The sequence below is a fragment of the Massilimicrobiota sp. mt181 genome (assembly GCF_055420065.1).
The window spans coordinates 67,593-87,856 of sequence record NZ_JBVAYN010000007.1 but is presented as its reverse complement, the minus strand read 5'-3'; the positions used below and the strand labels follow the sequence as shown (position 1 = coordinate 87,856).

Here is a 20,264-nt window from a genome sequence, read left to right as displayed (position 1 = left end):
ATAAATGAAAGGGATGAAAAATATTGAAAATAAAAAATCTTTTAACTCGTATTTTTGAATATTTTTTTGAAGTTATTGAAGTTGATGAAGATGGTCATGAAATCAAAAAGCAACAGGAATCTTAATATTCTTGTTGCTTTTGATATATATTCTATTTTTAATGCGTGTCAATTTACTAAACAAGCCATAAAAAATGTATTATTTTTCTAAACGTATCCATATTCTTTGTATGAGTGGTATTAAACAATATCCTATAAATATCTCAATTGGTAATACAGCACATTCTTTCACAACTCTTATACATAGTGAAATTGTCCAAGGAATGTGATACATCATATCCAGCCATAATGGTGTTAAACAAAGTGTGACAACAATTTCTGTCGCAACTACACATAATATCCATGTTGAAAAAGTTTTGGCTTCCTGTACATTAATCCTATGTTTAATGATATAAATGATGACAATAAATATCATCATCAATAATAAACATAAAGAAATCAATGTGATTTTTTGTTGAAAATGTAACTGATAAGTCGTTTCTGAAATACTTATGGAATCAAGCTGTCCAATATAAATAGAAGCCCCTATCCCTAAAACAAAAATCAACCCCACAACAATACGTAGTACATTCTGTGGACTGATTTTTTTAGAATGTTCACGAATCAGTGAAGGAATGACACTGACAAGAATTGTTCCTAAAGTAAATCCAAAAAATGGAAATCCAGTAGGAACCAAAATCAAACCAATCACATCACTACATAAACCAACTACAAAGGCATAACTGGGTGATAAAAAATATCCTGCTAACATTAAAGGAATATATTCAAATCCAATCTTAAGACTCTCTGCTCCAAATAATGGAATCATAATAGCTAATCTTTTACAGATAGCCGTTAAAATAATGAAAATGGCTCCAATAACCAGTTTCATAACATTTCCTTTTTCAAAAGGATAAAACTTAAACACATAAAAACCTAAGGCAATAATCACTATTGCAATAATCAATTGTTCCATAACACTATGCTACTGATAACAAATTTTCCTGCTTCGTCCTCATTTCTAGTCCACAGGCGTTAATTCCGATCTGATGACCGTACATGCTTTGCTACTGACGTAGACTCCTCCTTCTTTTTATATTTTTTCTATCATACATCATTTCTTATAGATTGACAATACTGCGATCTTCACCTTTAAGAAAAGCCAAAATATTTTGATAAACTTCATTGACACATCTTTGTCTAGCTTCAATAGATCCCCATGCAATATGTGGTGTTAAAATCACTTTATCCATATCTTGAATCTGATAAATCACATCATCTTCTAATAATGGTTCATGTTCAAAAACATCTAAACCAACACCTGATAGATGTCCTTCATTTAATACCTTAACAAGAGCTTTTTCTTCAATAATGCCACCACGTCCAACATTAATCAGATAAGCTGTCTTTTTCATTTTTCTTAAAGCTTCTTCATTAAATAAATAATGTGTCTGATCATTTAACGGTGCATGAATCGTGATGATATCAGATGTTTTTAATAAAGTATCAAAATCTACCTGCTGATAATCACTTGTTGCATTTTTTCCACTTGTTGAATAATATTGCACTTTAGCCCCCATAGCAGTCGCAATACCTGCAACCTGTCGACCAATATGACCCAATCCAACAATTCCCCATGTCATAGATGACACATCGTGGAAAACATCATCAAAATAGCTAAAACGTTCACTTCTTGCGTACTCTTTTGATTTCACAAAATGATCATAAGCTACATTTTTTTCAACCAAATGCATTAATAAAGCCAATGTATGTTGAGCCACAGTTGTTGTTGAATAATCTTTAACATTTGCAACTTTAATACCATGTTCTCGACAATATGTTAAATCAACATTATTTGTTCCTGTCGCAAACAGACATATCAATTTCAAACGGTTTAAACCTTCCAGAACTTCTTTTGTCATTTGATTTTTATTGGTAATGACAATATCTGCTCCTAAGATACGTCCTCTTATTTCTGAAGGCTTGGTATCTTCATACATCGTCACTTGTCCTAACGAACAAATTTGAGATAAATCTATATCCTTTCCAACAGAAGCACTCTGTAAAACAACAATATGAACATCTTCTTGACGAAGTAAAGTCATAAAATCTTCCAAGGATACATTTTGAAACATCTTTCCTAATTGAATAGCTTCATTTAAATCTAAAATATCTGTTGGTAAAGCCACGCCACACATAGTTGTATCAACAATTTCAAACTTTAAAATACGTTGAATCATAGCTACACCTAAAGCTTTTGAAGTCATTGTCTTATCATTTTCAATATCTTCTAAGATATGTTGTTTAAAATGTTCATCTTTTTGTACACCTTGATATATACATTCCTGAAGTGATGTTAAAGATAAAATATGTTCTCTTATAAAATCATTATAAAGAAGTGGTAAAACCACATCATAAAGTTCTATAGGAACAGGTTGTCCATAACCTTTTGTAAAATTATAAAGTAAAGCTGTTCCTAATTCTTCATCCTTCATGCGATCCACAAGTTTCATGATTATTTCCTCCTTCAAATAAATAAACTTCAACACGCTGCCTTTCTGCTTTGGCTTTATCATCATAAAAAATCATACAGATTTTCATTTTTTTCTCACGCATATCATATTTCATAATATTATAAGAAATATAACGACTGCGACTTTCTTTCAATCCTCCAGTTGCACTACCTGCTCCTATATAGTAACAATCATCTTCTTTTCTAAAAAACGGAAGATGTTTATGTCCATGAAAAACATAATGAATATGTCTTTTTTGAATCCAATCAATCAATAATGGTGCATCCACTAAAACCTTTGAAGTTTCAATGATACGATTGATAAATGTTTTTTCATGCCATTTTGTCTTAATAAACTCTGCTTTGTTAATTGGATAAACATGATGATGCAGCATAAGCAGTAAAGTATAATCTTCAATATGGTCAATTGCTGATAATTCATCATCAATTTCTGCCAATTGTCTTTCTCCAACTTTTCCTCTAGCCAGATTCCCTTCACTGGTTGTATCCATCTTAATAATAATAATTTTCTCCTGTTCCAGAACTTTAATATTCTCTCCTAACAGATAAGCGATAACCTTACTTTTTTGGTTTCTGGCAAAGTTAAAGCCATGCACAATAACATCATGATTTCCCAAAATAAAAGTCACATTCGCTTTATATCTTTTTTTAAGACTGTTCATAAAATCATTCGCCAGATACATATTTTTTCGATTAGGTGATTCCATCAAATCTCCTGTAATCAAAATCTGAATAGGCCATGGAGATGGTAATCTCGGAATCAATTCATCCAAAGATGCATAAAGACGCGTGAGCCCCCTTTGACGTTTATCCTTTCCTAAATGTAAATCACTCAATTGAATAAAATACGCATCATTTTGATAGTAATTATTATAGACTTCAAAAAGATTGACTTCTTGTTCAATATAATGAAACAATTGTTTCATATCTTCCTGCTTATGGATGGGTGCAAAAACAGCTTGCTGTCCCTTAAAAATTAAACATCCAGGCCATAAATCAACATGACGTAAAGCACAGAAAAAAGCAGGAAAAGGATCAAAGAAAGACAGATCACTGCGATGAAAATATCCTGGAATATGATAAAAATATATATGATTATAAGAATTTGTTTCTAAAAAATCATTTGAGACTTCTTGAAATCCAGGGACATATAAGATATGTGTTGCATCTTCATATTCCCGTGCCAAGTTTTCCATTTCTATAGAAAAAGGCTTATGCAAAACATGGTCAACATCTTCTGCTTTCATCAAACGAGATAAAAAAGCATATTCGTCTTCAGTAATAGAGCATAAAACAGGACATTCTATCTGACGTTTATCCAGCCATTGGATAAAATTTTGCATATATTGATAAGATATCATAAAATCTCGCATATAAGCTAATTCATTACGAAAAACAATATTGAAAAAAGTATTGATAAAGATGATTTCATTCACTATTTTTTCACCTCGTGTTTTCATTATACTACAAAATAAAATGAATGAATATGAAAAAATATAACGGTTTTCCGTTATATTTTAAAATTTTAAATTTCTTGGTGTTCTTGGGAATGGTTCAACATCTCTAATGTTTTGCATACCAGTTAAATACATCAAGAAACGATCAAATCCTAAACCAAAACCAGCATGTTTACATCCACCAAATCTTCTTAAATCCATATACCATTGAAGACCTTCTTTAGACATTTGTTTTTCATCCATAATTTTTTCAAGAACTTCATATCTTTCTTCACGTTGGCTTCCTCCAACAAGTTCCCCAATACCTGGAACCAGTAAATCACATGCAGCCACTGTTTTTCCATCATCATTTAAACGCATATAAAAGGCTTTGATTTCTTTTGGATAATCTGTTAGGAACACTGGTCCACCAACAATCTGTTCACAAATATAACGTTCATGTTCACTATTTAAATCCATACCCCATTCAACTTTATTCTCAAATTTAACATCTGCTTTTTCAAGAATTTCAATAGCTTCAGTATAAGTCATACGTTTAAATTCACTATTTTTGACATGTGTAATTCTTTGAATACAATCTTTATCAATCATCTGTTCAAAGAATTTCATTTCCTCAGGTGCATTTTCTAAAACGTAATCAATACAATATTTAACCATGTCTTCAATCAAATCCATATCATCTTCCAAATCGGCAAAAGCAATTTCTGGTTCAATCATCCAAAACTCACTTGCATGACGTGAAGTATTAGAATTTTCAGCTCTAAAAGCAGGTCCAAATGTATAGACATCTCTAAATGCCATACAGAAAGCTTCAACATGAAGCTGTCCTGTAACTGTTAAGAAAGCTTCTTTACCAAAGAAATCTTTATCAAAATTTGTATCATCAATTGTTGTGGCTCTAAACATTTCGCCAGCACCTTCACCATCATTACTTGTAATAATAGGTGTATGAACATAAACGAATCCTTGTGACTGGAAAAATTCATGAATAGCCATAGACAAGACACTTCTTAATCTAAAAATCGCATAAAATGTATTGGCACGAGGACGAAGATGTGGGATTTCACGCATATATTCAAAAGAGTGTCTCTTCTTTTGTAATGGGAAATCATCGTCACAGGCACCTTCTACAACAACTTGGGTTGCTTCAATTTCAAATGGCTGTTTCGCATCAGGTGTCAATTTAAATTTTCCTAATACACGTATAGCACTTCCTGTGCTGATATGTTTTACTTCATCATAATTAGATAAGTTTTCCTGTAAATATACAATCTGACAGTTTCTAAAATACGTTCCATCATTTAATGCAATAAAACCAACTTTACCATTATCACGATTTGTACGTACCCAACCATCTAATTCCACATATTCCAGGCTTTCTGTTTCCATGGCTTCTCCAGCTAACACCATTTCATATAATTCTCTTACAGTCATAAACTCAAACATTGTTTTCTCCTCCTAACAAAAAAAGTCATTCCTTAAAGGAACGACTTGAAATATCGCGGTACCATCCTCATTCATCATCTGACGATCATGCTCTCTTACCATAACGCAGTCTTGCGGGATAGTCTACTCACATTTCTCCTATCCAGTTCATTGAGTGTTCCACATTATATATGTTTCTTTTGCTTTCACCATCCAAAAGTCGCTTTTAAACATGTTTATAAGGTGTTCTCAAATCATAACTTTATAAATATTATTACCATCTTTTTGATGAAATTTCAATACTTTATTCATCATTTGCATGCATTTTTAAAACAAGCTCCTGAATAGCGACAACAACATCCACAGTTTGAACAACAACATCAGGATGAACAGTAAAATGAGTATGTGTAAAATCAACAATGCCTTTGACCCCTAAATCCATCAAACGATCAACAGTTTGTTGAACATCCTGACTAATAGCCAATATAGCAATTTTACAGCCTTCAGGGAAAGTTTTTTCCAAATCATCAATATGTTGAATTTTCACACCAAAACGTTCTCCAACTTTATTTTGATCAGAATCATAACCACAGACAATTTTACCCACTGTATACTGCCAACGATTATATTTTAAAATGGCACTACCCAAATTGCCTACCCCAATCAAAATAATAGGTTCATCTAATCCTAATCCTAAAACATTATTTAAAATATTTATAATATCTTTTGTATCGTAACCGATACCACGTTTTCCTAAAGATTCTTTTGTTGTTAAAAAGCTAAAATCACGACGAATTGTCGTATCTAAGATACCTGTTGCTTCAGCCAATTCGCTTGACAAGAAATTATTTTTCCCTTCATGTTGCATATTGCGCAATGCTTTTAAATACACAGGAAAACGAGACATTGTTGCTTTTGAAATTTTATGTTGTTTTTTTTCCATTATGATTCACCAAGACTTTCCTCTTCTAAATCATATGACGGTTTTACCATTAAGTCAAGCGGTGAAAAACATTGATGTTCAAACATAATACGGGCTGCTGATGCAATCATCGCTGCATTATCCGTACAATAACGCATTGGTGGGAATAAAACAGGTATAGGGCTTTGTTTTGTCAAGGCCTGTCTTAAGCCCTGATTGGCACTGACTCCACCCGCTACAATAATCTGTTTAGCATGGTAATCCTGTGCAGCTTTAATTGTTTTAGAAACGAGTACATCTACAGCAACTTCCTGAAAAGAACATGCTAAATCTTCTGGCACAATGTCTTCTCCACGTTGTTTGGCATTATGGCAAAGATTAATCACAGCTGACTTTAATCCACTAAAAGAAAAATTATAACTTTCATCATTTAACGGAAGTGGCAAGGCATAACTATGTTTTCCTTGTGCTGCCATACGATCAATCACTGGGCCTCCAGGATATGGCAAATGTAAAACACGTCCTACTTTATCATAAGCTTCACCAATGGCATCATCCAATGTTTGACCAATGACTTCAAAAGAGAATTCATGTTCCATATAAACAAGTTCACTATGCCCTCCACTGACAACCAGACAGAGACATGGATATTGAATATCTTCCACCAGCTCATTAGCATAAATATGTCCAGCAATGTGATGAACACCTATCAAAGGTTTATGATAGGCCAAAGCCAAAGTTTTAGCAGCCTGCATACCAACATGCAAAGAACCTACCAGTCCAGGACCTTTCGTCACAGCTATAGCATCAATGTCATGCATATCAATCTGTGCCTGAGATAAGGCTGTTTTTAAAACTGTAGAGACACACTCTACATGCATACGACTGGCAATCTCAGGTACAACGCCCCCAAACAAACGATGGGTATCAATCTGTGAAGCCACAACATTACATAACAATTCTCTTTTATCTTTTAAAATGGCGACAGCCATTTCATCACAACTTGATTCAATAGCTAAAATAAGACTCATCTTTTTCCCTCCATTTCCTTAACCATCAAATAGGCATCTTCATGATTATCCTGATAATAATTTTTTCGTATACTTTGAATCTGAAATCCATTTTTTTGATAAAGCGCAATTGCATGCTGATTGGACTGTCGCACTTCAAGGCTCATAACTTCAACTCCTGATTGTTCAGCTATTTTCATTGCATATGACAGTAACTGCTGCCCAAATCCTTGAGACTGCTTATCCCGACGCACACCAATTGTAGAAATCTGCGCCTGTTCATACATGATCCATAAATCAACATACCCAAAAATCTGTTGTTGATCTTTTAATACAAAAAGATGAGCAAATGGATTCTGATTCAATTCATAATCAAAATCTTCTAATCGCCATGGTGTTTCTATCAATGACTCTTCAATATCAGTGATTTCCTTTAAATCTTCTTTTTTTAAAGGCTCTATAAACATATTTTCTTGGCCTCTACATCTTTGAGATATCGTGGCACCAGTGCATCTACATTATCAACGGCATCTTGTAATTTTGCCAGTTCATGTAAATGAGCTGCTAAATTCACTTCATGAAGTGGAAAGTCAACAACCTCACTTTGTCCAACTACCTGATAACCTTGATAATCATTCATCAATTGAGAAAATTGCGAAATTTCAATCATCTGTTCTGGCATTAACGCTTTGCCATGATTATAGGTACAAACAAAAACTTTTTGACTGCGTGCATCAATGACAGAGACACATTTTTCTAACCCGGCATAAGCCGCCAATGATGAAATAGCTTTTATGCGTACAGAAGAAATGACGCTTAAAGTTTTCGCAATAGTCAAAGCAACTCTTTCTCCCGTATATGATCCTGGTCCTATTGTCACAACCATTTCATCTACATCTAATAATTCTTTATTGTATTTTTTTAATAACTTTTCTAAATAAGGAATAGCATTTTCAGATTGACGTTTTGATCCCAGTTCCTGAATAGATTCTAAACATTTTTCATCTTCATACAAAGCAACTACTAAATACTGATTTGATGTATCCATGATCAGTTGTAACATATTCCCATCTCCTTTAATAATTGCTGATATTTTTCTCCATGTGGAAAAAACTTTAGACTGCGTGTCTGATCTTTATTTTTTGTCATATGTATTTCCAGTTTTTCAGCTGGTAAAATATCCTGAATATATTCAGGCCATTCAATCACACAAACACCATCCGCTTCAAACATTTCTTCAAATCCCAATTCATCATCCTGTCCTTCTAGACGATAGGCATCAAAATGATAAAGTGGCCATTTCCCTTGATATTGTTTAACAATGGTAAAAGTCGGTGAATTAATAATCTTTTGAACTCCCAAACCTTTTCCAATACCTTTTGTAAAAGTTGTTTTCCCAACGCCCAAATCACCTTCCAAGGTAATAATAGCATTTGGAAATAAATGTTGAGCTAATTTTTCTCCAAAATCAATCATTTCCTGTTCATTTTGAAAATCCACTATGATCTCTCCTTTTTTTGTATTCTCCGCTCTGATAAAAATGATACCAATGCTGTGCAAAACCAGGTCTAAATGGTCCAGACATATTCATGGTCATTTCAATAAGCTGGCTCAACTGTTGATGTAAAATATAATCTAATTCATCACTATAATGCATGATAGCCTTATGTTGGCGATACTCTTCTTCATCTAAAATCTTATATTTATAATCAGGAAAAACCTTTAAATCTAAATCATAATCAATATATTTCAAGGCTTCACCATCGTATAATGTTGGAGAGGCAATATTACAATAAAAATGAACACCTGTTTTACGAATCATACAAATCACATTATACCATTTCCTTTTTGGAAAATAACAGATGGCCGGTTCTCTTGTATACCATTTACGACCATCAGACTCTGTAACTAACGTTCTATTATTGACAACAATAAAATGATGTGGTGTTTCTTCTAAAACAAGCCCTTTGTCCCAACAACGATGAATACTTCCATCATGTTTATAACAATGAATAAGAATGTTTTGACCAACAAATGTCTTATTCATAATCATAACCTCTTTCTATAACATTCACATTATACACAAGTTCGCGCTTTTTTTAAAGCAGTTTTACCTGATAAATGAATGGAAGATGCATTTCTTATCTTTAATCAAATAAAAAAATCTCTCATTGAAGAGAGATTATGCAAAAACTCTTTTTAATCGTGAATATAATAATGGAACAGCAATCATACACAACACAAGTGTTGGTGCCACATAGATAATATTATATCCTAATGAATAAACAATTGGATTCATTCCTTCTGGTGCATAAGATGCAAATAAGAAAGCTCCTGATGCAAAATGTGATAAATATTTCAAAACCATCACAAATAAAACACCCCAACAAATAGGAACACCACCAATCTTTGTTGTCTTAACCAATGGCGTTAATCCACATACGGCAAGTGGCAATACATAATCAAGTAAAACTGACCATGGCCCATAATAAGTTGCCAAACCTAAAACAAACTGTAAAATAGAAACTCCAACCCCACAAATAACACCATATCCAGCTCCCATAAGATATCCACACAGCATGATGGCAATGACATCAACGGAGATTGTCCCTCCTTGTGGAAGGGATGGAATGATTTCATTGACATAGCTCAAAACAAGTGTAATGGCCATAAACATGGCAAGTTGGCACATGCTTTTCACTGTCAAATTAACTTTTAAAAATTTTTTCATAACTCTTCTCCTTTCATTCAAGCCACAAATAAAAAAGACTTTTCTACCCACGTAAAAAAGTCACAAAAAACATTATTTGCACTCTCTACGCTGGCATTACCCAGTTCAGATCATAAGGGACAAGGCTTTCACCTTTCTCAGCAAATGCGCCCCTGGCTCATATCTATTATATTCTTTTTTAGAAAAAATACAAACCTTTTTTATAGTGTTTATTGATGGACGTAACATTTTTCTCTAGTTTTTTTATAAATAAATGCTATAATAAAGATGAATTAAGGGAGGATAAGAAAATGGCAAAAATTATTGCAGTGAATGCTGGTAGTTCATCATTAAAATTCCAGTTATTTGAAATGGATGATGAATCTGTCATTACTTCTGGTGTTGTTGAAAGAATTGGTTTAGATGATTCTATTTTTACCATTAAATATAATGGAGAAAAAGAGGTTCGTACTTTACCTATTCCAACACATAAAGAAGCTGTACATTTATTATTAGATACATTATTAGAGAAGAATATTGTTTCTTCATTAGATGATATTAAAGGTGTTGGACACAGAGTTGTTCAAGGGGGTTCTTATTTTAAAGAATCAGCTATTATTGATGAAGATGTTGTTCAAAAAATTGATGAATTAAAAGCTTTAGCACCTTTACATAATCCTGCACACTTAACAGGATATTATGCATTTAAAGAAGCAATTCCTAATGCAGGTGCAGTCGCTGTATTCGATACAGCTTTCCATCAGACACTTGAACCTAGATGTTATATCTATCCTATTCCATATCATTTCTATACAGATTATAAAGTAAGAAAATATGGAGCTCACGGAACTTCTCATTTCTATGTTTCTCAAAAAGTTATTGAAAAACTAGGAAATCCAGAACATTCTAAAATCATTGTTGCTCATTTAGGAGCTGGTGGTTCTTTAACAGCTATTAAAGATGGAAAATCTATCAATACATCTATGGGATTCACACCTCTTGCTGGTATCATGATGGGAACTCGTAGTGGGGATCTGGATCCTTCAATCATTGATTATCTTATTGAACAAGTCGGTATGGATATGAAAGAAGTTATTCATATGCTTAACAAAGAATCTGGTTTACTTGGTGTATCAGGTGTATCAAGTGATTTTAGAGATGTCTTAAATGCTGCAAACGAAGGAAATGAAAGAGCAAAACTTGCGATTGATATTTTCTTTAGAAGAGTTATTGCTTATATCGGTAGATACTTTATTGCATTAGGTGGTTGTGATGCTATTGCCTTTACTGCTGGAATTGGTGAAAATTCTGCTTATGCAAGAAAAGAAATCTTATCACTTGTCAGTGAAGCTTTAGGTATTGTGGTGGATGATGATGCTAATGAAAATGGTGAAGGTGAACGTTTAATTTCAAAACCTGAATCAAAAATCAAAGTTTATGTCATTCCTACAAATGAAGAACTTGTTATTGCAAGAGACACAAAACGTTTATTGAATTTATAAAATGATGAAAAAAGGGGTTTTAGCGAAATCGTAATTTCGTTAAAACCCTTTTTCATTTGCAAGTCATTTAAACTATCATTATCAATCACTCATATATTCCCTATCACATTTCAACGACAACACTTTTTCAATACTCTTTCAATCATGTTCTTTTGATTCTCCAATGATTCTTTAAAAACAAGATTGTTAAAAGCATCCATACGCTTGAATATGTTAATAAAAATATAAAAAGTGCAATCACCATTACATGCATTATCTTTCTATTCATCTTTCTTTTTCTTCATTCTATATGCCATAACAGCAATCAACAAAGAGCTACCACCAACGAATACAAATGCATCCATCATAGCCGTATTATCATCTGTTTGTACAACTTTGACAGGCATTCTTGTATTTTCATACTCTATGCTATAAACATCCCCAATACCTTCAAGCTGATCATCAATTACAATCTTCACGACTTCATCAGATAACTGATAGCCTAAAGGCGCTTTTGTTTCTTTGACATAGACTGTCTGTCCATATTCTAAATCTTCAAAAACTGCTGTTCCCTTTGTTGTATCTGCTTTGACTGTCTTTAGTGGATTTTGACATTTAACATCTGAATAAATGGTAAATTCAAAATCATTATGCATGATATTCTGATGTGTCTTGCTGTCAATCTTATTAACAAGAATGTCAGTCAAAATACGATGATCTGTCATAGTTATTGAGAGATCCTGCTCTCCATCAACAGTGAATGTCACAGATGGAGCTGTTTTGTATCCTTCTGGAGTCTTGATTTCAACAATCATATAAATTTCTCCAACTTGCAACCCCTCAGCATAATGAACTGAGCCATCTGTTGTCCATTGGTTAATCACATTTTTTTGATCATCAACAATCTGCAATATAGCTCCCTTAACCACATTTCCTGATTCATCTAATTTATTGATAGCCACCTGTGTATCTTTCATCACAATTGTCTGTTTATTTTCTGACATTGTAAACTTCACATCTTTTGCATAAGTATATCCAAGTGGTGTCAAATCTTCACGATAGATATAATCTTTTCCAATAACAAGCCCCTTAATCAAATGAGTTCTTCCATCGCTTGTCCATTGTTCAATAATTTCGTCACTTTCCGCATCAATGACAGAATATTCTCCACCTTTGAGTTCTGTACCATTTAAATCCTGTTTAGAGAAATAAGTTTCTGTTAATTTATTTTCAATTGTCTTTTCCACTGTATATTCCTTTGTTGTATTGTCTTTGATATCAAATTCAAAGATAACTGGTTCATCTAAAAGTACATATCCATCCACTGTTGAAATCTCTTCAACCTTGTATCTGGCACCAGTTATTCCAAGTGGTAAACCTGTTAATTCCAGTTTTCCACTTTCATCAATCATATAGATACCATCAGTTGCATTGCCTATACTGACTATATCACCTGTATGATAAATCATTTTTCCTGTTGCTGGATTAACAATATCACTATCAGCAGTGACCTTGAACTGTGCTCCGCCAACAGCTGTATCTTCCTCTCTTTCAAATTCCTTATGTAAAATCAGATGTCCTGTTGGTTTTTCATCAACAAAAGAAACTTCAATGACTGGCTGATGATCCTCATCAAAAATGATATCCTTATTGTCAGAAGAAATATTGACTTTGATATCATCTCCAATAAGGAATCCTTCAGGAGTTTTCAGTTCTTCAATCGTATATTCTCCTGCTTCAAGCATATTATCAAGAACAACATAACCTTTTTCATCTGTTGTCCATTCATCCTTATAAATCATGCCAACTTTTTGTTTGACATAATTTCCCTGACTATCCTTCAACTTAAATGTTGCATGAGATAAAGATATTTTTTGTCCATCTTGATCCACTTTAATGATTTTTAACCATGCCTGAAATGGTGCGTTATTGACCATTCTGTATTCGATTTCCTGATTCTTATCAATAGTTACAAAGAAATCTCCTGCTGAATAATAGTTTTCAGGTGTCTTTGTTTCTTTGACTTGATAAATACCATAAGGAAGATCAATAGATGTATCCCTACCTGTTCGATCAGTCACCAGCACATCATAAGTTCTTGCCTGATCCCAGCCATTCTTTTGCACATCAGAATAAAGCTTAATCGTAAATTCTACACCTTCAAGTCCTTGAACAATACCACTTGATCCGTCAGTCCCCATTTTCGCAACTTCTAGTTTTCCTTTGATGACCTGTTCTTTGGAAACAACACTCTGTGTGACAACCTGCTGACTTGAATTTGAAGATGTCAATGTCACTATCTGAGGATCATCTAACAAATATCCCTCGCTTGGTTTTGTTTCTTCTATGCGATATGAACCCATTGGTAAGTTGGACCATGTCATTTTTGCCTGGCTGTCTGTTTTCTTTGTTCCGATATCACCCCAGACACCATTTCCCACAGTCTTTTGAGAGATTGTTTCATCTTTCTTATAAAGGACTGTTCCATCTGCTGGACTTAGAATATTGTCATTGGCTTTTAAAACATATTCTGCATCTTTCAAGGTTGCATTACCTTGAGCAATATTTCCTGTTTCCTTATCCTGTTTCTCTAATTCAATTTTTCCTAGAACAGGTTCATTATAGATTTCAATAGCATATGTCTTGCCATTTTCAGTCACACTCTGATTCTTTTCCAGTGTCGCAATGACATAGTTTTGTGGTGCCTCTTTTTCACGAATCGTATATATTCCATAATCAAGCAAACCTGTTTTAGCAATACCTTCACTATTTGTAGATATTGTCGCAACAACCTGATTTCCACTTAAGACCTCAAACTTTGTACCTGATTTCTTGACAATCTCTCCTGTCTTTTGGTCTTTCTTGACAACCTGAATATAACCCTGTTTCCAGTTATTCGTTTGTGTAAACGAAGCTGTTTGACCAGCTTTCAACTCTACCGAATGAACTGTTGAATCTAAGACGAGATAATCTGGAACCTTGACTTCCTGTATATAGATGGTTGTTGGTTTCAGTTGATCAATCGTTATCGTTCCATCTTTTCCTGTTGTATAAGTTCCTAGACTCTGACTCATATCTGCGTTATAGGAAATCTTGAACTGTACATCTGCAACATTATTTCCCTTATTATCTTTCTTGGCAATCTTTAAAGCAGAAGTTCCTATCTTGATTTTAAAGAATGCACTCGGTAAGGCACTTTCAAGTTCTCCTGCAATCGCAACTTTTTGATATCTTTCAGAACTGTCCAGACAGAGCAATTGTCTTTTATTGAGATCAAGACTGTTTGTTGCGGAAACAGTTTTTGTGTCAGCAAATGATGTATTGGATGTCACTTTGAGTACATTTCCATTCTTGCTGAATGATAAACCACTAGACTTAAAATCATATCTGCTAAGAACACTATTCTGGTCATTCATCTCCATATAATAATGACTTCCATCAAATTCTGTCATTTCATATGTCTTTGCAAGACTTTCACTCTTCGCCGCAAAGCTTGGAATCTGACCCCATGTTTCTAATGTTTGACTATAAGAATCATAGTATGTCTTCACATTGGATTTTGTCGTTGCATTATTCCAATTCAATGCATTGTAAACTGAAGTCGCTCCACTGGTCGTGACTCCACGATAGCTTCCATCTGCATTTCTTTCTCCTACCATGATTTCCCATACGATAATTTGAGCAGCATACCATTGATAGGTATTACCCTTCACTGACTTCAATGACCCACTCGTATTATAGGAAACATTGATTGTTGTTGGTGCAAGACTCAAGACTCTACTAATAAGTACCTGCTTTTCATAGGCACTCAAATACTTATTTTTCTGAGCTTCCTCAATCAGATCAATCGTATCTGTAGGTGTATACTGTGTACCATCATGAACAGCCTTGCCATGTTCTAAACAATAAAAATACTGTCCATTTGTTGTCAAAAGAACAGTTACACCTTCATCATAAGCACTGGCATCCAAGACAGTGCCATCATTGAGTTTCGCACCTGCCTTGGTCGTCACACCTGCCAGATAGTTGTAGGTGTTCATCTCATAGGTTGCCCCATGAACTTGACCTATGTTCAATGCAAAGATGCAAGATAACACAGATAATAATATCTTTTTCAATCTTCTAAAATGTTTATGCTTATCCATTTTTTAACCTCCTTTTCATCATAAACATCAGTTATTTTTCTTAGACCACCCCCTTTCATAATTCAATTAGCATAAAAAAAGACAGGTTGATTATTCCTGCCTTTAAGATATTGAGTTGTTCATCAATGATTGAAGTTCTCATTGATTTATAAAAGTAAAATAAAATCCCATTTAAAATGGGATCAATATATTGGCTATAAGACTACTTAAAACTGTTGCACATGCTACAAAAACAAGCCCTTTATTGTGATAGGCAAAATAGATGCCTACCAAACCACCAATGATTGCGCTAGGAATATGACCTGTCGCATAAATAATACTAGGAAAAGTCAAAGCCGAAAGAACAGCATAGGGCACATAATAGAGAAGTGAACGAATAAAAACAGAGTGAATTTCCTTTTTAAAGAAAGTAAGTGGTAACATTCTAGGTAAATATGTAACCAGTGCCATAACGAAGACACTCATCAATAAATAAACACTCATATGTTATTCTCCTTGATTGGATAGCGTAAAGCTCCATAAATCGCTGCCAACAATGTTGCTACAATTAATTGAAAACCACTTGATAAATTTTGAAACAAAGGACATTCATAAAGTATTGTTGAAATCACTCCACCTATAATCACCACTTCTAAAATAGCTCTTGACTTAGAAGAAGCTGGAATAATAATGGCTAGAAACATGCCATATAAAGCTAATCCCATAGCATTCTGTAAGACTTTTGGTAAGATATTTGTTAAGGTTTCTCCAACCAACGTTCCACTTGTCCATCCTATAATCGGTATCAAAATAAAACCAGCCATAAACGAAAATGATAAAGTTCTTTGCTCTAAAGATGCTAAAGAAAATGTTTCATCAGTAATACCAAAAGAAATGATCATACGTTGTAAAGTTGACATTTTCTGATCTATTTTTTGACTTAATGACAATGACATCAAAAAATAACGGGCATTGATCATCAACAAAGTCAAAGCAGTTTCCATATAAGAAGCATGAACTAACATCAATGAAACTCCAGCAAACTGCCCTGAAGACGTTAAATTTGTTATAGAAATCAATGTTGCCAAACCTAAAGGCAAACCACTTGAAGCCACAAAAACACCAAAAGAAAAAGAAACAGGGAAATATCCTAAAGCAATTGGTAATGAACGGCGACATCCCTGTAAAAAATCCTCCATAAAATCCCCTCCACATATCCCTTATGATACATGAATCAAAATCACTTATCAAATAGATTTTTTTCAACAAAATCTAAAATCTCTTCTCTGGAAGTTAAAACCTGATAAAAAGCTTTTCTTAAATCTAATCTTTGAATGTCAACAGAACGAATGTCACTTAATTGAATACGGCAATGTGTTGTTATATGTGTATCAGTTTTTATTTTAATATCTTTTTCAAACGCAGGATTTGCTGGTGTTGAGTCTTTTTTAATGGATGTGCATGGAATCACCAACATTTTATATCCCATATCTTTTAAAACATAGCACCAATGTCCATCCATCAGTTCCTTTGGAAAACCTCTACCAATATTGAAATATGCCAGCTCATGGATATGCGGCCTTTTATGTACATGATAGAATGTCTGATTACAATCACCATCTTTGACCAGATGACAATAAAAATATTCCAACTGACTGGTTTGATGCAACAAGGCATAACTGTACTTTTCCACATCATAGATACCAGATTCTTCAAGTTTTTTTAAAGATTTATTCATTTCAAGCAAGTTATGACGTATACTCATAATAACCCTCCTATTATATATATACGCATATTTTTCTCATTTTTCTTTTTTTTAAACCCATTTTTTTCAATCACTTGCTATAAAAATCCTCATATACTATAATGTGTCATTTTTAAAATATGAAAACTATTCCCATATGTTTCATGTATAATAATAAACGTTATTGATGAAGTCATATCATATAAGCGCCAGGACTTTATCTATCTATAAAGTTGACGAGGACCAGATTAATCGAAAGATTCGGCGGATGATCTGGAGGTATGATGCTACCTGAACGATGAACAAAAATAATGAGTGATCATTAAACAAATTTCATCAGGCATCACTTCATTCAATAATAAATATATTGATAATGGAGGAATTATTTTTATGTGTGGAATTACTGCTTATTGCGGTCAGGAAGAAGCTTTGCCATTTTTAATGCAAGGTTTATCAAAATTAGAATACCGTGGTTATGATAGTGCTGGTATTACAACTATTGAAAACAATCAGCTAGTTACAGTCAAATGTAAAGGAAGACTAGAGAATTTAGCAAATATTCTCAAAGACCGTCAATTACACGGACATGTTGGTATTGGGCATACAAGATGGGCAACTCATGGTATCCCATCCAATCTCAATTCTCATCCCCATACCAACCAGGATGAAACAATTGCTTTGGTGCATAATGGAATTATTGAAAACTATCGTGAATTAAAAGATGATTTATTAAAGCAAGGATATCATTTTCAATCTGATACTGATAGTGAAGTTGTTGTCCATCTCTTAGATAGTTTTTATCAAGGAAATTTATTGGAAGCAACACAAAAGGTGCTTCAATGTATTAAAGGAAGTTATGCATTATGTATTCTATCAACATTGGAGCCAGAACATATTATTGTTGTCAAAAAAGACAGCCCTTTGATTATTGGAAAAACTTCAAAAGGTTATGTTGCTGCTAGTGATATTCCAGCACTACTCGAATATACGAAAGATGTTTATTTTTTAGATGATCATGAAATGGCTGTACTTTCTAGTGATCATATTGAATTTTATACATGTGATGGTCAAAAAATTGAAAAAGAGTCAACAGTCATTCCTTATGATCTTGAAGCAGCCAAAAAAGATGGCTATGATACATTTATGTTAAAAGAAATCCATGAGCAGCCACATGTGATTTCAGAAACATTAAGAGGACGTATCAATCATCATCAAATTATTTTAGATGAATTAAAAGATATTGATTTTTCACAATACAATAAAGTTTATTTCGTGGCTTGTGGAACAGCTTATCATGCTTCCATGTGTGGAGCGCATATTTTAGAAAAAGTTGCACGCATTCCTGTTTTTACCAATGTCGCAAGTGAATTTAGATATAATGATCCTTTTATTGATGAAAAGACATTAGCTATTTTTGTATCTCAATCTGGTGAAACAGCTGATACTTTAGCGGCTTTACGTTTAGCCAAAGAAAAAAAAGCAACCACAATCGCGATTGCTAATGTATTAGGAAGTACAATTTCTAGAGATGCTCATTATGTCCTATATACATGTGCCGGTCCTGAAATTGCCGTTGCTTCTACAAAAGCTTATACAACTCAATTGGTTCTTTTGATATTATTAGCTTACTATATTGCTCAAAGACTCGAAAGAAATATCCATGATGATGTCATCGAACAATTAGCATCTATTCCTCAATATGTTGAAAACATCTTAAAAGATGAGCCACTCTTTGCAAAATATGCCGAAATGTTAAAAGATCAGCATGATGCTTATTTTATTGGTAGAAACCTGGATTATGCCAGTGTTTTAGAAGGTGCCTTAAAATTAAAAGAGGTTTCTTATGTCCATGCAGATGCCTATGTGGCAGGTGAATTAAAACATGGTCCTATTGCTTTAATTGAAGATGGTTCTATTGTCATTGCTGTTGCAACTCAACCTCATATTGCCGATAAAACAATCAGCAATATCCAAGAAACAATCGCAAGAGGCGCACAAGTCATCTTATTGACAACGCAAGATATTGAAGTGAAAAATGTAGCCAACACTTACTATCTTCCTCATGTTGCTCCAGCACTTCAAACAATATTAGTAGCCATACCATTACAACTGCTTGCTTATTATACGGCATGCCTAAAGGGCTGTGATGTTGATAAACCACGTAATCTTGCTAAATCTGTAACTGTAGAATAAAAAATTGATGGATTTTTTCCATCAATTTTTTATATACCCCTGAATAATCATGACTGACTTTCTTTATCAATATAATACTTCGTATCCTTAAAAACATCTGCTAAAGTGATTTTTTGAAGTTCATTTTCTAACGCATTTTGAACCTGTTGTAGCTTATCATCTAAAACATGATGAATGTTTCTCCCAACTGGACATTGCTGACTGGGATTTTCATGAAAATGGAACAATTCTCCATTTTCAATACACTCTACAGCATGATAAATATCAAGGAATGTGATCTCTTTGGGACTTTTAGCTAAAGATACACCACCACTTCCTCTTTGAACTTTCACAAGCCCTGCTGCTTTTAATTGCGATAATATATTTCTAATAATCACAGGATTCACATTGACACTTGATGCTAAAAAGTTACTTGTTAATTTTTCTTGATTCTGAAATGTATCAATACATGCAAAAATATGAACTGCAATGGTAAAACGACTTGATATTTGCATTATTTTCACTCCTCTTATCTCTTCTTTCTATTATAAAAGTTTTATGTTGTAATGTCAACTATTACAATTTAATATCATTTCATTTCTTCACCCTTACTCAACTTTTTATATGATTCATTCTCAAAAATCAATC

Annotated in this window: 18 protein-coding genes, 1 riboswitch and 1 other annotated feature; of the genes, 2 read left to right on the top strand and 16 right to left on the bottom strand. The window is 33.5% G+C overall.

Annotated features, from left to right (window positions below):
• Positions 1-198: 198 nt before the first annotated feature.
• From ACZYT4_RS05885 to ACZYT4_RS05835, 11 genes are all read right to left on the bottom strand, one after another.
• Positions 199-1,014, bottom strand: coding sequence for a folate family ECF transporter S component (locus ACZYT4_RS05885; RefSeq protein ID WP_463783463.1), 816 nt, complete (start codon positions 1,012-1,014; stop codon positions 199-201).
• A 145-nt stretch (positions 1,015-1,159) separates the two neighbouring features.
• Positions 1,160-2,551 carry a D-2-hydroxyacid dehydrogenase gene (locus ACZYT4_RS05880; RefSeq protein WP_463783461.1) on the bottom strand — a complete coding sequence of 464 codons (1,392 nt, stop codon included), beginning with the start codon at positions 2,549-2,551 and terminating at the stop codon, positions 1,160-1,162.
• Positions 2,523-4,007 carry a metallophosphoesterase family protein gene (locus ACZYT4_RS05875; protein WP_463783459.1) on the bottom strand — a complete coding sequence of 495 codons (1,485 nt, stop codon included), beginning with the start codon at positions 4,005-4,007 and terminating at the stop codon, positions 2,523-2,525. Before ACZYT4_RS05875 ends, ACZYT4_RS05880 begins: the two co-directional genes overlap by 29 nt.
• 81 nt (positions 4,008-4,088) lie before the next feature.
• On the bottom strand, positions 4,089-5,474 hold the full coding sequence (gene asnS, locus ACZYT4_RS05870; protein WP_463783456.1) for an asparagine--tRNA ligase: 1,386 nt from the start codon (positions 5,472-5,474) through the stop codon (positions 4,089-4,091).
• Positions 5,475-5,507: 33 nt separating this feature from the next.
• Positions 5,508-5,720: a binding site (T-box leader), on the bottom strand.
• Positions 5,721-5,757: 37 nt separating this feature from the next.
• Complete coding sequence (locus tag ACZYT4_RS05865) at positions 5,758-6,396, bottom strand: redox-sensing transcriptional repressor Rex (protein ID WP_463783453.1); 639 nt, start codon at positions 6,394-6,396, stop codon at positions 5,758-5,760.
• Positions 6,396-7,406 (bottom strand): tRNA (adenosine(37)-N6)-threonylcarbamoyltransferase complex transferase subunit TsaD, encoded by a 1,011-nt coding sequence (tsaD, locus tag ACZYT4_RS05860; RefSeq protein WP_463783450.1) that lies wholly within the window; start codon positions 7,404-7,406, stop codon positions 6,396-6,398. Before tsaD ends, ACZYT4_RS05865 begins: the two co-directional genes overlap by 1 nt.
• Positions 7,403-7,852 carry a ribosomal protein S18-alanine N-acetyltransferase gene (gene rimI, locus ACZYT4_RS05855; protein ID WP_463783446.1) on the bottom strand — a complete coding sequence of 150 codons (450 nt, stop codon included), beginning with the start codon at positions 7,850-7,852 and terminating at the stop codon, positions 7,403-7,405. Before rimI ends, tsaD begins: the two co-directional genes overlap by 4 nt.
• Positions 7,843-8,448 (bottom strand): tRNA (adenosine(37)-N6)-threonylcarbamoyltransferase complex dimerization subunit type 1 TsaB, encoded by a 606-nt coding sequence (tsaB, locus tag ACZYT4_RS05850; protein ID WP_463783443.1) that lies wholly within the window; start codon positions 8,446-8,448, stop codon positions 7,843-7,845. The genes rimI and tsaB overlap by 10 nt, the downstream gene beginning before the upstream one ends.
• Positions 8,436-8,885, bottom strand: a complete 450-nt coding sequence (tsaE, locus tag ACZYT4_RS05845) for a tRNA (adenosine(37)-N6)-threonylcarbamoyltransferase complex ATPase subunit type 1 TsaE (RefSeq protein WP_463783441.1) — start codon at positions 8,883-8,885, stop codon at positions 8,436-8,438. The genes tsaB and tsaE overlap by 13 nt, the downstream gene beginning before the upstream one ends.
• The gene (locus ACZYT4_RS05840; RefSeq protein WP_463783439.1) at positions 8,869-9,432 is read right to left on the bottom strand and encodes a DUF402 domain-containing protein; all 564 of its coding nucleotides are present in this window, start codon (positions 9,430-9,432) and stop codon (positions 8,869-8,871) included. The genes tsaE and ACZYT4_RS05840 overlap by 17 nt, the downstream gene beginning before the upstream one ends.
• Positions 9,433-9,567: 135 nt before the next feature.
• Positions 9,568-10,116 carry an energy-coupled thiamine transporter ThiT gene (locus ACZYT4_RS05835; protein ID WP_463783437.1) on the bottom strand — a complete coding sequence of 183 codons (549 nt, stop codon included), beginning with the start codon at positions 10,114-10,116 and terminating at the stop codon, positions 9,568-9,570.
• 64 nt (positions 10,117-10,180) lie between these two features.
• Positions 10,181-10,280: riboswitch (TPP riboswitch) on the bottom strand.
• Between the two features lie 126 nt (positions 10,281-10,406).
• On the opposite strand from ACZYT4_RS05835, the gene ACZYT4_RS05830 reads away from it, so the two are divergent.
• Positions 10,407-11,597, top strand: coding sequence for an acetate/propionate family kinase (locus tag ACZYT4_RS05830; protein ID WP_463783434.1), 1,191 nt, complete (start codon positions 10,407-10,409; stop codon positions 11,595-11,597).
• A 260-nt stretch (positions 11,598-11,857) separates the two neighbouring features.
• Here ACZYT4_RS05830 and ACZYT4_RS05825 read toward each other — a convergent pair whose 3' ends face one another.
• The 4 genes from ACZYT4_RS05825 to ACZYT4_RS05810 all read right to left on the bottom strand — a co-directional run bounded on the left by ACZYT4_RS05825 (position 11,858) and on the right by ACZYT4_RS05810 (position 17,465).
• The gene (locus tag ACZYT4_RS05825; RefSeq protein ID WP_463783432.1) at positions 11,858-15,721 is read right to left on the bottom strand and encodes a SpaA isopeptide-forming pilin-related protein; all 3,864 of its coding nucleotides are present in this window, start codon (positions 15,719-15,721) and stop codon (positions 11,858-11,860) included.
• A 171-nt stretch (positions 15,722-15,892) separates the two neighbouring features.
• Positions 15,893-16,204, bottom strand: coding sequence for an AzlD domain-containing protein (locus ACZYT4_RS05820; protein WP_463783430.1), 312 nt, complete (start codon positions 16,202-16,204; stop codon positions 15,893-15,895).
• Positions 16,201-16,899, bottom strand: a complete 699-nt coding sequence (locus ACZYT4_RS05815) for an AzlC family ABC transporter permease (protein ID WP_463783427.1) — start codon at positions 16,897-16,899, stop codon at positions 16,201-16,203. Before ACZYT4_RS05815 ends, ACZYT4_RS05820 begins: the two co-directional genes overlap by 4 nt.
• A gap of 41 nt (positions 16,900-16,940) precedes the next feature.
• Positions 16,941-17,465, bottom strand: a complete 525-nt coding sequence (locus tag ACZYT4_RS05810) for a hypothetical protein (RefSeq protein WP_463783424.1) — start codon at positions 17,463-17,465, stop codon at positions 16,941-16,943.
• 369 nt (positions 17,466-17,834) lie between these two features.
• On the opposite strand from ACZYT4_RS05810, the gene glmS reads away from it, so the two are divergent.
• The gene (gene glmS, locus ACZYT4_RS05805) at positions 17,835-19,637 is read left to right on the top strand and encodes a glutamine--fructose-6-phosphate transaminase (isomerizing) (RefSeq protein WP_463783420.1); all 1,803 of its coding nucleotides are present in this window, start codon (positions 17,835-17,837) and stop codon (positions 19,635-19,637) included.
• Positions 19,638-19,684: 47 nt separating this feature from the next.
• Here glmS and ACZYT4_RS05800 read toward each other — a convergent pair whose 3' ends face one another.
• Positions 19,685-20,131: an Rrf2 family transcriptional regulator gene (locus tag ACZYT4_RS05800; protein WP_463783418.1), complete on the bottom strand. Its 447-nt coding sequence runs from the start codon at positions 20,129-20,131 to the stop codon at positions 19,685-19,687.
• Positions 20,132-20,264: the final 133 nt, after the last annotated feature.

Excerpts from the sequence above, each read along its gene's own strand:
- ACZYT4_RS05885 (WP_463783463.1), bottom strand. The coding sequence starts at position 1,014 with ATGGAACAATTGATTATTGCAATAGTGATTATTGCCTTAGGTTTTTAT.
- ACZYT4_RS05880 (WP_463783461.1), bottom strand. The coding sequence starts at position 2,551 with ATGAAACTTGTGGATCGCATGAAGGATGAAGAATTAGGAACAGCTTTA.
- asnS (WP_463783456.1), bottom strand. The coding sequence starts at position 5,474 with ATGTTTGAGTTTATGACTGTAAGAGAATTATATGAAATGGTGTTAGCT.
- ACZYT4_RS05865 (WP_463783453.1), bottom strand. The coding sequence starts at position 6,396 with ATGGAAAAAAAACAACATAAAATTTCAAAAGCAACAATGTCTCGTTTT.
- tsaD (WP_463783450.1), bottom strand. The coding sequence starts at position 7,406 with ATGAGTCTTATTTTAGCTATTGAATCAAGTTGTGATGAAATGGCTGTC.
- rimI (WP_463783446.1), bottom strand. The coding sequence starts at position 7,852 with ATGTTTATAGAGCCTTTAAAAAAAGAAGATTTAAAGGAAATCACTGAT.
- tsaB (WP_463783443.1), bottom strand. The coding sequence starts at position 8,448 with ATGTTACAACTGATCATGGATACATCAAATCAGTATTTAGTAGTTGCT.
- ACZYT4_RS05840 (WP_463783439.1), bottom strand. The coding sequence starts at position 9,432 with ATGAATAAGACATTTGTTGGTCAAAACATTCTTATTCATTGTTATAAA.
- ACZYT4_RS05835 (WP_463783437.1), bottom strand. The coding sequence starts at position 10,116 with ATGAAAAAATTTTTAAAAGTTAATTTGACAGTGAAAAGCATGTGCCAA.
- ACZYT4_RS05830 (WP_463783434.1), top strand. The coding sequence starts at position 10,407 with ATGGCAAAAATTATTGCAGTGAATGCTGGTAGTTCATCATTAAAATTC.
- ACZYT4_RS05825 (WP_463783432.1), bottom strand. The coding sequence starts at position 15,721 with ATGGATAAGCATAAACATTTTAGAAGATTGAAAAAGATATTATTATCT.
- ACZYT4_RS05820 (WP_463783430.1), bottom strand. The coding sequence starts at position 16,204 with ATGAGTGTTTATTTATTGATGAGTGTCTTCGTTATGGCACTGGTTACA.
- ACZYT4_RS05815 (WP_463783427.1), bottom strand. The coding sequence starts at position 16,899 with ATGGAGGATTTTTTACAGGGATGTCGCCGTTCATTACCAATTGCTTTA.
- ACZYT4_RS05810 (WP_463783424.1), bottom strand. The coding sequence starts at position 17,465 with ATGAGTATACGTCATAACTTGCTTGAAATGAATAAATCTTTAAAAAAA.
- glmS (WP_463783420.1), top strand. The coding sequence starts at position 17,835 with ATGTGTGGAATTACTGCTTATTGCGGTCAGGAAGAAGCTTTGCCATTT.
- ACZYT4_RS05800 (WP_463783418.1), bottom strand. The coding sequence starts at position 20,131 with ATGCAAATATCAAGTCGTTTTACCATTGCAGTTCATATTTTTGCATGT.